This is a genomic window from Shewanella sp. 10N.286.54.B9 (assembly GCF_041468565.1).
GTDB lineage: Bacteria > Pseudomonadota > Gammaproteobacteria > Enterobacterales > Shewanellaceae > Shewanella.
Map to the genome: position 1 here is coordinate 1 of NZ_JBFRIY010000060.1, position 15,733 is coordinate 15,733.

Here is a 15,733-nt window from a genome sequence, read left to right on the forward strand (position 1 = left end):
GCAGAGATAGCAGCAGTTAGCGTTGTTTTACCATGATCGACGTGTCCAATGGTACCAACGTTAACATGCGGTTTACTACGTTCAAATTTTTCTTTAGCCACGATATATTCCTTTCTTTTCAGAAAATGCTCGGCGTTATTTACCGAGCAATAGCAATTAATTATATCAATAAAAGAGTGAGACTGTTTAGCCTCGAGCTTCCATTATTGCTTTAGTAACATTTTGCGGTGCATCGGAGTACTTCAAAAACTCCATAGAGTATGAAGCACGACCCTGAGTCGCAGAGCGCAAATCGGTTGCATAACCGAACATTTCAGATAACGGTACTGTTGCATGCACAAGTTTAACACCTGCGATACCATCATCCATGCCTTCAATAAGACCACGACGACGGTTTAAGTCTCCAACCACATCACCCATATAGTCTTCAGGTGTTGTGACTTCAACTTTCATGCAAGGTTCAAGCAAGGCAGGGTCTGCTTCTAGAGCACCCTTTTTAAAGCCCATTGAACCGGCGACTTTAAAGGCCATTTCGTTCGAGTCCACATCATGATATGAACCATCAAACAGAGTAACCTTTATATCTAAAACAGGGAAGCCAGCTAATACGCCACTCTTCATCTGCTCTTGAATACCTTTATCTACTGCTGGAATGTATTCCTTAGGAACAACACCACCAACAATCTCGCTGACAAATTCGTAACCAAAGCCCTCTTCTTGAGGCTCCAGCTTCAACCAAACATGACCGAATTGACCTCGACCACCCGATTGACGTACGAACTTACCTTCGACTTCCACGCTTGCGCGGATAGTCTCACGATATGCAACTTGAGGTTTACCTACATTACAGTCAACACCGAATTCGCGACGCATACGGTCTACGATGATATCTAAGTGTAGCTCACCCATACCAGAGATCAGTGTTTGACCTGATTCTTCATCAGTTTCAACACGGAACGACGGATCTTCAGCAGCTAACTTTTGTAGCGCCATCCCCATCTTATCCTGGTCAGCCTTGGTTCTTGGTTCAACGGCAATAGTAATTACAGGCTCTGGAAACTCCATGCGCTCTAGAATTACTTTATGGTCGCTATCGCATAATGTATCGCCAGTAGTCACGTCTTTAAGACCAATAGCGGCAGCGATATCGCCAGCTCGCACTTCTTTGATCTCTTGACGGTCATTAGCGTGCATCTGCACCATACGACCAATACGTTCACGCTTTTGCTTAACAGAGTTATAAACGCCAGCACCTGTTTCCAATACACCTGAGTAAACACGCATAAAGGTTAAGGTACCCACGAATGGGTCTGTAGCAATCTTAAATGCCAATGCTGCGAAAGGCGCGTTATCGTCCGCTGGACGTTCGGTCTCTTTCTCATTCTCGTCTATGCCCCTGATTGCAGGAACTTCGACAGGTGATGGTAGAAAATCTACCACAGCATCGAGAACCGCTTGCACACCTTTGTTCTTGAAAGCAGAACCACAAGTTGCCAAAACGATTTCATTATTTAAAGTACGCTTACGTAACGCTTCTTTGATCTCAACTTCTGTCAACTCACCTTCTTCAAGGTATTTTTCCATCAGTTCATCTGAAGCTTCCGCTGCACTTTCAACCAAATATTCGCGCATTTCTGCTGCTTTATCGGTGAGTTCAGCTGGAATATCTTCATAAGTGAAAGTCATGCCCTGATCTTCTTCAGACCAGTTAATTGCTTTCATCTTGATCAAATCAACAACACCTTTGAACTCTTCTTCTGCACCAATATTCATTTGAATAGGGACACAAGTCGCTCCAAGACGGTTACGGATCTGTTCGACTACGCTATCAAAGTCAGCACCTGCACGGTCCATCTTATTGACGAAAACCATACGAGGCACATGATACTTGTCAGCCTGACGCCAAACAGTCTCAGATTGGGGTTCTACCCCAGATGAACCACAGAAAACGACAACAGCGCCATCTAGAACTCGTAGAGAACGTTCAACTTCAATAGTGAAGTCAACGTGACCAGGAGTATCAATGATGTTGATACGGTGTTCAGTAAACTGTGCTTCCATTCCGCGCCAGAAAGTAGTCGTTGCGGCTGAAGTGATGGTAATCCCACGCTCCTGCTCTTGCTCCATCCAATCCATAGTGGCTGCGCCATCATGAACTTCACCGATCTTATGAGACATACCGGTGTAGAAAAGAACACGTTCAGTGGTAGTGGTTTTACCAGCATCAACATGAGCGACAATACCGATATTACGATAACGCTCAATTGGGGTTGTACGAGCCACGATTTATACCCTCTTAGCTAAAACCTGAGTGTTAGCAATGCAAGTAAGGCGCAGGCAAAAGCCTGCGCCAAGATATTACCAGCGGTAATGAGCAAACGCTTTGTTTGCTTCTGCCATACGATGCACGTCTTCGCGCTTCTTAACAGCAGTACCTTTGTTTTCTGATGCGTCTAGCATTTCACCGGCTAGACGTAACGCCATAGATTTTTCACCACGCTTACGTGCAGCTTCAACCAACCAGCGCATCGCTAGTGCGTTACGACGCACTGGACGAACTTCACATGGTACCTGGTAAGTAGAACCACCAACACGACGAGATTTAACCTCGACTGATGGACGTACATTGTCCAGGGCTGCTTCAAGGATTACTAAATGGTCTTCGCCTTTCTTTTCAGACGCAGTATCTAGTGCCTTGTAAATAATTTTTTCTGCAGTCGACTTTTTGCCGTCCTGCATAATGACGTTGATGAACTTAGCCAGCAACTCACTGTTGAACTTTGGATCTGGTAGGATTTTACGTTGTCCTACAACGCGACGTCTTGGCATAACAATTTCTCCGTATGCTTCAGGGACCCCAAAACTGGAATCTCAATATATCTCTAGCTTGGCCTTACTTAACGGAAAACGTTAAGACTTAGGACGCTTAGCACCGTACTTTGAACGACCTTGACGACGTTCGCTTACGCCAGCACAATCTAAAGCGCCACGTACAGTGTGGTAACGCACACCCGGTAAGTCTTTAACACGACCGCCACGGATTAGAATTACACTGTGTTCCTGCAGGTTGTGGCCTTCACCGCCGATGTACGAAGTAACTTCGAAACCGTTAGTAAGACGCACACGAGCTACTTTACGTAGTGCAGAGTTAGGTTTTTTTGGTGTGGTTGTGTATACGCGAGTACAAACACCACGTTTTTGTGGACACGCATTCAACGCAGGCACATTAGTCTTATCGACTTTTGGCGCGCGAGGCTTACGTACCAACTGGTTTACAGTTGCCATGTATAGCTCCGAATCAGTTGATTTAATCAACAGTAAGGTGTGAAAAATCTATATCCCACAGGTGTGGGACGCGAAATTTTAGAAGTGTATGGCGTGTGTGTCAAGAAATAGACAACTTTTAACCGATTTAAAGTAAAAAAAAGGCGCCAAAGGCGCCTTTTTTACAATCTATTTACTTTTCAGACTGAATTAATCAGAACTTCCAGCAAGATTTAGTAGATCAGCAAGGTTCTGCTCAGCTTCGCTAGCGCTAATTGCTGGTGCTTCTTCAGCAGCTGGTTTAACAGCAGCTTCGGCACGCTTCTGGTGGTATGAGTAACCCGTACCAGCAGGGATCAAACGACCCACAATAACGTTTTCTTTCAGACCGCGTAGCTTATCGCTCTTACCGCCAACAGCAGCTTCAGTAAGAACACGAGTGGTCTCCTGGAACGATGCTGCAGAGATGAACGATTCAGTTGCAAGAGACGCCTTGGTAATACCAAGAAGTTCACGCTCGAATGTCGCAGGCTGCTTACCTTGTGCTTCAAGTTCGCGGTTAGCGATCTTCACACGTGATACTTCAGCTTGCTCACCCGCTAGGAATTCACTATCACCAGCGTTAACGATCTCACACTTACGCAGCATCTGGCGAATAATCACCTCAATGTGCTTATCGTTGATCTTCACGCCCTGTAGACGGTAAACATCCTGTACTTCATTCACGATGTAGTTAGCCACATTGTGGATACCACGTAGACGTAGAATGTCGTGCGCAGCTTCTGCACCATCAGCAATAACTTCACCGCGTTCAACTTTTTCACCTTCGAACACGTTAAGGTTACGCCACTTAGGAATCATCTCTTCGTAATGATCGCCACCTTCAGCAGGAGTAATCACTAGACGACGCTTACCTTTGGTTTCTTTACCGAACGAGATAGTTCCCGATACTTCAGCAAGAATAGCAGGCTCTTTTGGCTTACGCGCTTCGAACAAGTCAGCAACGCGTGGTAGACCACCGGTAATATCGCGAGTCTTAGAAGATTCTTGAGGAATACGTGCTAATGCATCACCAACGTTAATTGGTGCGTTATCGTCAAGGTTCACAATCGCGTTGCCAGGCAAGAAGTATTGCGCTGGTACTTCAGTACCAGGAATCATCAAGTCACCGCCATCAGCAGCAACAAGACGGATCATAGGACGCATCTCTTTACCAGCTGTTGGACGTTGTGCAACATCTAATACTACGATAGATGAAAGACCCGTTAGTTCGTCTGTTTGACGTGTCATAGTGACACCTTCAATCATATCTACGAACTTAGTACTACCCGCCACTTCTGTGATAATCGGGTGAGTATGTGGATCCCAGTTAGCGATAATCTCGCCAGCTGCTACAGGTGCGTCTTCTAGTTTTTCTAGAACCGTACCGTAAGGAACCTTATAACGCTCTTTTTCACGACCTAGCTCATCGATGATGGCTAGCTCAGATGAACGAGAAACGATAACCAGCTTACCTTCGCTGTTCGTTACATGCTTAGCATTGTGCAGCTTAAGAGTACCCGCGTTCTTAACTTGAACGTTGTTCTCTGCTGACGCTCGAGATGCCGCACCACCAATGTGGAAGGTACGCATCGTAAGCTGTGTACCTGGCTCACCAATAGACTGAGCAGCTACAACACCAATCGCTTCACCTTGGTTGATGATATGGCCACGAGCCAAATCACGACCGTAACAAGCAGCACACACACCGAAGTCTGTATCACAGCTAATTACTGAGCGAACAATCATCTCATCGATAGAGTTATCTTCTACCGTGTCACACCATGCTTCATCAAGCAGAGTGTTACGTGGGATAAGCACTTCTTCAGTACCAGGCTTGAATACGTCTTGTGCAACCACACGACCAAGAACACGTTCACGCAACGGCTCAACAACATCACCACCTTCAATAAGAGGTTTCATTGTTAGACCTTCAAACGTGCCACAGTCTTCTTCAATCACAACTAAATCTTGTGCAACGTCTACTAGACGACGAGTCAGGTAACCAGAGTTAGCTGTCTTCAATGCCGTATCCGCAAGACCTTTACGCGCACCGTGAGTAGAAATAAAGTACTGAGATACGTTTAGACCTTCACGGAAGTTAGCGGTAATTGGTGTTTCGATGATTGAGCCATCTGGCTTAGCCATCAGACCACGCATACCTGCTAGCTGACGAATCTGTGCCGCACTACCACGAGCGCCAGAATCGGCCATCATGTAGATACTGTTGAAGGATTCTTGCTGCTCTTCTTCACCGTCACGGTTAATGACTGTTTCAGAAGACAAGTTGTCCATCATCGCTTTAGACACTTTTTCGTTCGCGCTTGCCCAGATATCGATGACCTTGTTGTAACGCTCACCGGCGGTTACCAGACCTGATTGGAACTGCTCTTGAATTTCAAGAACTTCCGCTTCAGCATCAGCAACTAGCGTGTATTTCTCATCTGGAATAACCATATCGTTGATACCAACAGAGGCACCAGACACAGTTGCAAAATGGAAACCGGTGTACATCAATTGGTCAGCAAAGATAACAGTATCTTTAAGACCTAGTTGACGGTAACAAGTGTTCAATAGCTTAGAGATCTGCTTCTTACCCATGTTCTGGTTAACCAGATCATAAGATAAGCCTTTAGGCAGGATCAATGAAAGCAATGCACGACCAACTGTTGTATCTACGATACGACGATTCTTAACTTTTTCGCCTGCTTCGTTAATGGTGGTTTCGGTAATACGAACCTTAACGCGAGCATGCAATTCGGCAGCACCAGTACGGTAAGCTTTTTCAGCTTCCGCAACTGATTCAAATGCCATGCCTTCACCCTTGCCGTTAATACGCTCACGGCTCGTGTAGTAAAGACCCAATACAACGTCCTGAGATGGTGTAATCACCGGCTCGCCGTTTGCAGGCGAAAGGATATTGTTGGTAGACATCATTAGTGAACGTGCTTCTAGCTGAGCTTCCAGCGTTAGCGGCACGTGCACAGCCATTTGGTCACCATCGAAGTCGGCGTTGTATGCCGCACAAACCAATGGGTGAAGCTGAATCGCTTTACCTTCGATTAGTACTGGCTCAAATGCCTGGATACCTAGTCTGTGCAATGTTGGCGCACGGTTAAGCATCACTGGGTGTTCACGAATAACATCGTCTAGAACATCCCATACTTCTGGTACTTCGCGCTCAACCATCTTCTTAGCAGCTTTAATAGTTGTCGCTAAGCCACGACCTTCTAGCTTGCCATAGATGAATGGCTTAAATAGCTCAAGTGCCATCTTCTTAGGAAGACCACACTGATGTAAGCGAAGAGTTGGACCTACGGTAATAACCGAACGACCAGAGTAATCAACACGCTTACCTAACAAGTTCTGACGGAAACGACCTTGCTTACCTTTGATCATATCGGCCAAAGATTTAAGCGGACGCTTGTTAGAACCCGTAATTGCACGACCACGACGACCGTTATCCAATAGCGCATCGACAGATTCTTGCAACATACGCTTTTCGTTACGTACGATGATATCTGGAGCAGCTAGGTCTAACAGACGCTTTAGACGGTTGTTACGGTTGATTACACGACGGTAAAGGTCGTTCAAATCAGACGTAGCAAAACGTCCGCCATCTAGTGGTACTAGAGGACGTAGATCAGGTGGCAGAACCGGCAGCACTTTAAGGATCATCCACTCAGGCTTGTTACCTGATTGGAAGAATGCCTCAATAAGCTTAAGACGCTTAGTGATCTTCTTACGACGAGTCTCAGAATTGATAGATGGCAATTCTTCGCGCATCATTTCAATTTCTTTCTCAAGCTCGATAGCACGTAGCAATTCTAGAACTGCTTCAGCACCCATCTTAGCTTCGAATTCATCACCGTACTCTTCCAATGCATCCAGATAGTTTTCTTCTGTTAGCATTTGACCGCGCTCAAGACTGGTCATGCCAGGCTCGATTACCACGAAAGATTCGAAGTAAAGAACACGTTCGATATCACGAAGAGTCATGTCTAGCATCAAACCGATACGAGACGGCAGTGACTTCAAGAACCAGATATGTGCTACTGGGCTTGCAAGATCAATGTGACCCATACGCTCACGGCGTACTTTAGTCTGTGTAACTTCAACGCCACACTTTTCACAGATCACACCACGGTGCTTAAGACGCTTATACTTACCGCATAAACATTCGTAATCTTTTACTGGACCAAAAATACGCGCACAGAACAGACCTTCACGTTCAGGTTTGAAGGTACGGTAGTTAATGGTTTCTGGCTTCTTAACTTCACCAAAAGACCAAGAGCGGATCAAGTCAGGCGACGCTAGGCCGATCTTGATACCTTCAAATTCTTCAGTCTTGCTTTGCTGTTTCAGAAACTTTAATAAGTCTTTCACGTTTCTCTCCTGAAGGAGTTAAACCGGGTGCCCTGCACAATGCAGAGCACCTATTTCGTTGCCAATAGAGGCAGTAACCAAGTGTTACTTTTGATCCAACTCGATATTAATACCGAGTGAACGGATCTCTTTCAACAATACGTTGAAAGATTCAGGCATACCTGGTTGCATCTGATGGTTACCGTCGACGATGTTCTTATACATCTGAGTACGACCGTTCACATCATCCGACTTAACGGTTAGCATTTCCTGAAGGGTATATGCTGCACCGTAAGCTTCAAGTGCCCATACTTCCATCTCACCGAAACGCTGACCACCGAACTGTGCTTTACCACCCAATGGTTGCTGAGTAACAAGACTGTACGAACCAGTAGAACGGGCGTGCATCTTATCGTCAACCAAGTGGTTAAGCTTGAGCATGTACATGTAACCAACGGTTACTTGACGCTCAAATTCGTTACCAGTACGACCATCACACAGCGTTAGCTGACCTGAAGTCGGTAGGCCTGCAAGAGCAAGCATCTGCTTGATCTCTTTCTCTTTGGCACCATCAAACGCAGGTGTAGCTGTTGGTACACCGCCTTTAAGGTTTTTAGCAAGACGCAGGACTTCATCATCAGTAAATGAATCGATATCGACGCGCTGTTGCACTTCGTCACCTAGCTCATAAACTTCTTTGATGTAGCCGCGAAGTTCTGCCAATTCGCGCTGCTCTTCCAGCATTTCAGTAATACGATTACCTATACCTTTAGCTGCAGCACCCATATGAACTTCAAGTACCTGACCGATGTTCATACGTGACGGTACACCTAGTGGGTTCAATACGATATCCACTGGGTTACCTTTTTCATCGTAAGGCATGTCTTCAACAGGACAAATCTTAGAGATTACACCCTTGTTACCATGACGACCCGCCATCTTATCACCAGGCTGGATAGTACGTTTAACTGCAAGGTAAACCTTAACAATCTTCAGTACGCCAGGTGCTAAATCATCACCTTGAGTGATCTTACGACGCTTAACTTCGAACTTCTTATCGAAATCGGCTTTTAGCTCTTCCGCTTGCTCAGCTAATTGCTCTAGCTCAGTTTGCTTACCTTCATCATCGATGGTTTGAACCAACAATTGTGAACGTGGAATAGCGTCAAGTTGGGCTTCATCGAAACCTGCACCTAGTAATAGGTTGCGAGCACGACCAAGAACACCATCTTCAAGAATTTGGAACTCTTCAGTCAAATCCTTCTTCGCCTGAGCGATATGCATCTCTTCGATTTCAACAGCACGCTTATCTTTATCAACGCCGTCACGAGTAAATACTTGAACGTCGATGATAGTACCTTTAACAGAGTTAGGTACGCGTAGTGAGCTATCTTTAACGTCAGATGCTTTTTCGCCGAAGATTGCACGGAGAAGCTTTTCCTCTGGAGTAAGCTGTGTTTCACCCTTAGGTGTCACTTTACCTACTAGGATGTCGCCACCCTTAACTTCTGCACCGATATAAACGATACCTGATTCATCTAGCTTAGAAAGCGCAGACTCACCAACGTTTGGAATATCAGCAGTGATCTCTTCGCTACCCAACTTAGTATCACGAGCAATACAAGAAAGCTCCTGAATGTGGATAGTCGTGAAGCGGTCTTCCTGAGCTACACGCTCAGAGATAAGGATTGAATCCTCAAAGTTGTAACCGTTCCAAGGCATGAACGCGATACGCATATTCTGACCAAGAGCCAAATCACCTAAATCGGTAGATGGACCATCGGCTAATACGTCACCACGGACAACTGGATCGCCAACACTACAACATGGACGTTGGTTAATACATGTGTTCTGGTTAGAACGTGTGTATTTAGTCAAGTTGTAGATATCAATACCAGCTTCGCCTGGAGTCAACTCAGCTTCGTCAACTTTTACTACGATGCGGCTTGCGTCAACATAGTCAACGTAACCACCACGTTTAGCAGCAACAACAACACCAGAGTCAACAGCAAGAGTACGCTCAATACCAGTACCAACTAGTGGCTTATCAGCCTTAAGTGTAGGTACGGCTTGACGTTGCATGTTTGCACCCATCAATGCACGGTTCGCATCATCGTGTTCTAGGAACGGAATTAGCGATGCCGCCACAGAAATAATCTGTTGTGGCGAAACGTCCATGTATTGGATGTCTGCAGCGCCCATAAAGGTAGAATCACCTTTGTGACGACAAGCAATAAGCTCATCCATCATGCGGTTGTTTTCGTCTAACTCAACGATAGCCTGTGCGATAACATAGCGACCTTCTTCGATTGCTGAAAGGTAATCTACCTCATCAGTAACCACACCATCAATAACCTTACGGTAAGGTGTTTCAAGGAAACCATAGTTGTTAGTACGCGCAAAGGTTGACAACGAGTTGATCAAACCAATGTTTGGACCTTCAGGAGTTTCGATTGGACATAGACGACCGTAGTGCGTCGGGTGTACATCTCGAACCTCAAAACCAGCACGCTCACGAGTCAAACCACCTGGGCCAAGCGCAGAAATACGACGCTTATGCGTCACTTCTGATAGCGGGTTGTTTTGATCCATGAATTGCGAAAGCTGTGAAGAGCCAAAGAATTCTTTAACTGCAGCTGAGATTGGCTTAGCGTTGATCAAGTCCTGAGGCATTAGCTCATTGAGATCGCCAAGGCTTAAACGCTCACGTACGGCACGTTCTACACGAACTAGACCAACACGGAACTGGTTTTCAGCCATTTCACCAACACTACGGATACGACGGTTACCTAGGTGATCGATATCATCAACTTCGTCCAAACCATTACGGATGGCGATGATGTTCTTCATCACGGCAACGATATCTTCTTTAGAAAGGATACCCGTACCTTCGTCGTCATCAATACTTAGACGACGGTTGAACTTCATACGACCAACTTTAGATAGGTCGTAGCGTTCTTCGCTGAAGAAAAGGTTATTAAATAACGCTTCTGCAGCATCTTTGGTTGGTGGCTCGCCTGGACGCATCATACGGTAGATCTCAACTAATGCTTCTAAGCGGTTAGTTGTAGAATCAATACGTAGAGTGTCAGAAATGTAAGCGCCGTTATCAAGTTCGTTGATATACAGTGTGCTTACTTCCTTGATGCCTGCCAATGAAAGCTTTGCAAGATCTTCTAGGCCGATTTCTGCGTTAGCAGAAACTAATACTTCGCCAGTATCTGGATCGATGTAGTCTTGACCAGAAATCTTACCAGCAATGTACTCGACTGGTACTTCAAGTTCAGTAGTATTAGTCTTTTCAAGCTGACGGATATGACGCGCAGTAATACGACGTCCCTTTTCAACAAGAACAGTGCCTTCAGCATCTTTAATATCGTAACTTGCAGTTTCGCCACGTAGACGATCAGCAACGAGATCCATGACTAGTGAATCTTGCTTGATTTTAAAGTTTACGCGATCGAAGAACAGGTCAAGAATATCTTGAGTCGAATAATCTAATGCGCGAAGAATGATCGATGCTGCCAGCTTACGACGGCGGTCAATACGAACAAACAATGCATCTTTAGGATCGAATTCAAAGTCTAACCAAGAACCACGGTAAGGAATAATACGTGCGTTATACAGCACCTTACCTGAAGAGTGGGTTTTACCACGGTCATGATCGAAGAATACGCCCGGGCTACGATGTAGCTGAGATACGATAACACGCTCAGTACCATTAATTACAAAGGTACCGTTGTCAGTCATAAGAGGGATATCCCCCATATAAACTTCTTGTTCTTTAATGTCTTTTACAGTGCCAGGTGCAGCTTCACGGTCATAAAGCACCATACGCAATTTAACGCGTAGTGGAGCAGAATATGTAATACCGCGGATTTGACACTCTTTCACATCAAAAACTGGCTCGCCTAGTTTGTAGCTGACATATTGCAGCTCCGAATTACCAGAAAAGCTCTTGATGGGAAAAACGCTACGGAAAGCGGCTTCAAAACCACGCTCACCTGTAGGATCTTGATCGGTGAACTTCTTAAAAGAGTCCAACTGGATTGACAATAGGTAAGGGATATCCAGAACTTTCTGGCGTTTACCGAAGTCTTTGCGAATACGCTTCTTTTCAGAATAGGAGTAAACCATGGGTTTCCTCTGATTGCGAGATGTGACCAAGACTGAAACAATCATTATGATTGAAACAGCGCGTTTGCCCATCACCGTTGATAGCAAGAACCCAACCAGTAATCTCTGTTAGGAACTGCGAAATCTGGCGACAAACGGTGAAAAAAAAATCGCCTACGCTTACAGCGCAAAAAAGGCCGACGGTTAAAAAACCGCCAGCCTCCGCCCGATTACTCGGGTGGTAGTAAGTTAAAGTATAACTTACTTGATCTCTACTGCAGCACCAGCTGCTTCAAGGTCAGTTTTTAGAGCTTCAGCTTCTTCTTTAGTGATAGCTTCTTTAACTGCTACTGGAGCAGATTCAGCCATACCTTTAGCTTCTTTCAGGCCAAGACCTGTAGCAGCGCGAAGTGCTTTAATAGTTGCAACTTTGTTGTCGCCATGTGAAGTAAGAATTACGTCGAATTCTGTTTGCTCTTCAGCAGCGCCAGCGTCACCGCCACCTGAAACAACTGCAGCTGCAGCAGATACGCCGAACTTCTCTTCCATTGCTTCGATTAGTTCAACAACTTCCATTACAGACATTTCTGCAAGGGCTTCTAAGATTTGGTCTTTAGTGATAGACATAACAAAAAATTCCTAATTGTACTGAATTCAATTTAATTAAGCGGCTAATAAAATTATTAAGCAGCTTCTTTCTGATCGCGTAGAGCGGCCAATGTACGAACCAACTTGCCAGCAGATGCTTCTTTTAGAGTCATCATGAACTGAGCTAGTGCTTCTTCGTATGTTGGTAGTTTTGCTAAACGATCAATATTATCTGCAGGGATTAATTCCCCTTCAAAGGCTGCTGCTTTGATTTCAAACATCTCTTGTGACTTGGCGAAATCTTTAAGAAGACGCGCTGCTGCACCTGGGTGCTCATTAGAGAATGCAATCAAAGTAGGACCAGTGAACGTATCGCTTAGGCACTCAAAATCAGTACCAGCTACAGCGCGTTTTACTAGTGTGTTACGTACAACTTTAACGTATACACCAGCTTCACGAGCTGCTTTACGAAGACCGGTCATATCACCTACAGTTACACCGCGTGAATCGGCAACAACTGCAGATAAAGCACCTTTGGCAGCTTCGGCGACTTCAGCAACAATCGCTTTTTTGTCTTCGAGTCCTAATGCCATTGGCTTTACTCCTGGATTCTATCTAGGGAAAACTCCCTAGCAATTACCATGCTAAATATCTAATGATATTTAGCGACTTACGGCGCGAAAAGATCCAGCAGAATAAAATCTATCTGGGGTCCGACACCGTCTACGTAGGAAATTAAGATGATTACTTGAATCAACACCTACGGTCTTGGACGGAGGCCAATCTTTAACCTAAAAGATTAAATCATAGCCTCAACCCTACAAAGTGCGCGCATTATAGACTAATGCGCGAGCTTTGTAAATTTACTTAGCGTCTTCCAGAGTACTCTGGTCAACCGCAACACCTGCACCCATAGTGGTAGAGATGCTTACTTTCTTAAGGAAAACACCTTTAGCAGCTGCTGGCTTGGCTTTTTTAAGAGCAGCAAGTAGAGCTTCTAAGTTTTCTTTAAGTTGAGCTGTTTCAAAATCCACTTTACCGATAGTAGTGTGGATGATGCCGTTCTTGTCGTTACGGTAACGAACTTGACCAGCTTTAGCGTTCTTAACTGCTTCAGCAACGTTTGGCGTTACAGTACCAGTTTTAGGGTTAGGCATTAGACCACGTGGGCCTAAGATTTGACCTAACTGACCAACAACGCGCATTGCATCTGGAGATGCGATAACTACGTCAAAGTTCATTTCGCCAGCTTTAACTTGTGCAGCAAGCTCGTCCATACCGACTAGCTCAGCACCAGCTGCAGTAGCAGCTTCAGCGTTAGCGCCTTGAGTGAATACAGCTACACGTACTTCACGACCAGTACCGTGTGGTAGCACAGTTGCGCCACGAACGTTTTGGTCAGATTTACGTGGATCAACACCAAGGTTTACTGCAACGTCAACACTTTCAACGAACTTAGCTGTTGCTAGTTCTTTTAATAGTGCTACGGCTTCATTGATGTCGTAGTTCTTAGTCACTTCAACTTTTTCGCGGATCAAACGAGCGCGTTTAGTTAGCTTTGCCATTATATTAGTCCTCTACTACCAAACCCATTGAACGCGCAGTACCTTCAATAGAGCGCATCATAGCGTCCATATCAGCACCAGTCATATCAGCGGCTTTAGTCTCAGCAATTTCCTGGACAGCGCTACGCTTGATAGTTCCCACTTTGTCAGTGTTAGGACGGCCAGAACCAGACTTCAGACCAGCTGCTTTAAGCAGAAGGAAAGATGCAGGTGGCGTCTTTGTTTCAAAAGTGAAAGAGCGATCAGTGTAAACAGTGATAACTACTGGAATTGGCATACCTTTGTCGAACTTTTCAGTACGAGCGTTGAATGCTTTACAGAATTCCATGATGTTAACACCTTTCTGACCCAATGCTGGGCCAACTGGTGGCGACGGGTTTGCAGCACCGGCTGCTACTTGTAGTTTGATGTAACCATCAACTTTCTTTGCCATGAGACATTTCCTCAAGTTTGGGTTCAAACGCCATCAACACTATGTTGAAAAGCTCCCCGAAAAATATGGGTGCGAATTATATATAAATTCGCACCCATTTCCAATCAGTATTTGCGCTTTATTTAATCAGCTTTTTTCAATCTGACTAAAATCAAGTTCTACTGGTGTTGAACGACCGAAGATCATAACAGAAACCTTAACGCGGTTTTTCTCATAATCAACTTCTTCAACAGTACCGTTGAAGTCAGCAAAAGGTCCGTCAGTAACACGAACAACTTCGCCAGGCTCAAACATAACGCGATGCGTTGGAGACTCAGTAGTGTCTTGAAGACGCTGAAGAATAGCATCAGCTTCTTTATCTGAAATAGGGGCTGGACGATCTGACGTGCCACCAATGAATCCCATCACACGAGGGATGCTTTTCACTAAGTGCCAGCTCTCGTCATTCATCTCCATCTGGACTAATACGTAGCCAGGGAAGAATTTGCGTTCGCTCTTACGACGTTGGCCCGCACGCATTTCAACAACTTCCTCAGTAGGTACTAAAACCTCTCCAAAGTAATCTTCCATGCTGTGCATTTTGATATGTTCATTCAAAGATTTACAAACGCGGCCTTCATAGCCTGAAAACGCTTGTACTACATACCATCTTTTTTTAGCTTCAGTTGCTTCAGTCATTCGAGATGCCTATACGCCTGTAATAAAATTAACAATTCTAAGCAATACTGCGTCCATACCCCATAGGATTAATCCTAAAACGGCTGTTGCAGCTAATACAATAAAAGTTGTATTAAGTGCTTCTTGACGCGTAGGCCATACCACTTTACGAACTTCAATCTGTGCTTCACGAGCAAACGTTAACGCTTGCTTGCCTTTTTCTGTTTGCGACGCAATAAGACCAGCAATAGCAAAGGCGATTACAACACCGAAAGCGCGCGCAACAACACTTGCTTCAGCGAAATAATGATTGCCAATAATAGCAGCAGCCAAGAAGATTACGACTAGGCCCCACTTTACGATATCCAGAGAGTTACCCTGGCTTTCAGTATTTGTTGTCATCGGTTAATTCCGTTACTCACTACGTTCTGAGGTTATACATACTATAAAATAGCACTTTGCTCAGTAAAAAAATCAGCCAGACTTAAGTCTAAACTGACGACTGCTCAACACACTCACTAAAAAAGTATATCCAGCGAGTCAAAAATCGGCCATAGATTGTATTCTTATTCCGCGTAATTGGCAAGAATACAAAGCTAAGCTTAGTGAACAAAATCAGTATTAGCTTTCGATTAAAATCAAAAAAGGCAGCCTAAGCTGCCTTTTTCAGTATTGCGTTAAGATTGGTCGCTATTAAGCAACGATC

The 15,733-nt window shown here is 44.9% G+C and carries 12 protein-coding genes; all 12 read right to left on the bottom strand.

The features are described from left to right. On the bottom strand, window positions 1-101 hold a 101-nt coding region (locus AB4135_RS18795; RefSeq protein WP_371994986.1), incomplete at its 3' end, for a GTP-binding protein. 85 nt (window positions 102-186) lie between these two features. Further along, window positions 187-2,283, bottom strand: coding sequence for an elongation factor G (gene fusA, locus AB4135_RS18800; protein ID WP_371994982.1), 2,097 nt, complete (start codon window positions 2,281-2,283; stop codon window positions 187-189). A 75-nt stretch (window positions 2,284-2,358) separates the two neighbouring features. Continuing rightward, window positions 2,359-2,829: a 30S ribosomal protein S7 gene (gene rpsG, locus AB4135_RS18805; protein ID WP_020912134.1), complete on the bottom strand. Its 471-nt coding sequence runs from the start codon at window positions 2,827-2,829 to the stop codon at window positions 2,359-2,361. Window positions 2,830-2,910: 81 nt separating this feature from the next. Further along, entirely contained in the window at window positions 2,911-3,285 is a 375-nt protein-coding gene (rpsL, locus tag AB4135_RS18810) for a 30S ribosomal protein S12 (protein WP_012327264.1), read from the bottom strand. A 189-nt stretch (window positions 3,286-3,474) separates the two neighbouring features. Then, window positions 3,475-7,689 (bottom strand): DNA-directed RNA polymerase subunit beta', encoded by a 4,215-nt coding sequence (gene rpoC, locus AB4135_RS18815; RefSeq protein ID WP_371994983.1) that lies wholly within the window; start codon window positions 7,687-7,689, stop codon window positions 3,475-3,477. Between the two features lie 84 nt (window positions 7,690-7,773). Next, window positions 7,774-11,805, bottom strand: a complete 4,032-nt coding sequence (gene rpoB / locus AB4135_RS18820) for a DNA-directed RNA polymerase subunit beta (RefSeq protein WP_371994984.1) — start codon at window positions 11,803-11,805, stop codon at window positions 7,774-7,776. Window positions 11,806-12,045: 240 nt separating this feature from the next. Next, window positions 12,046-12,411 carry a 50S ribosomal protein L7/L12 gene (gene rplL, locus AB4135_RS18825; RefSeq protein ID WP_220739638.1) on the bottom strand — a complete coding sequence of 122 codons (366 nt, stop codon included), beginning with the start codon at window positions 12,409-12,411 and terminating at the stop codon, window positions 12,046-12,048. A 56-nt stretch (window positions 12,412-12,467) separates the two neighbouring features. Next, entirely contained in the window at window positions 12,468-12,965 is a 498-nt protein-coding gene (rplJ, locus tag AB4135_RS18830; RefSeq protein WP_371994985.1) for a 50S ribosomal protein L10, read from the bottom strand. A gap of 270 nt (window positions 12,966-13,235) precedes the next feature. Beyond that, entirely contained in the window at window positions 13,236-13,937 is a 702-nt protein-coding gene (gene rplA / locus AB4135_RS18835; protein WP_248976464.1) for a 50S ribosomal protein L1, read from the bottom strand. Window positions 13,938-13,941: 4 nt separating this feature from the next. Further along, window positions 13,942-14,370 carry a 50S ribosomal protein L11 gene (rplK, locus tag AB4135_RS18840; RefSeq protein ID WP_020912128.1) on the bottom strand — a complete coding sequence of 143 codons (429 nt, stop codon included), beginning with the start codon at window positions 14,368-14,370 and terminating at the stop codon, window positions 13,942-13,944. A 126-nt stretch (window positions 14,371-14,496) separates the two neighbouring features. Further along, entirely contained in the window at window positions 14,497-15,048 is a 552-nt protein-coding gene (gene nusG, locus AB4135_RS18845; RefSeq protein ID WP_220739633.1) for a transcription termination/antitermination protein NusG, read from the bottom strand. A 9-nt stretch (window positions 15,049-15,057) separates the two neighbouring features. Further along, window positions 15,058-15,429 (bottom strand): preprotein translocase subunit SecE, encoded by a 372-nt coding sequence (secE, locus tag AB4135_RS18850; protein WP_220739631.1) that lies wholly within the window; start codon window positions 15,427-15,429, stop codon window positions 15,058-15,060. Window positions 15,430-15,733 lie beyond the last annotated feature (304 nt).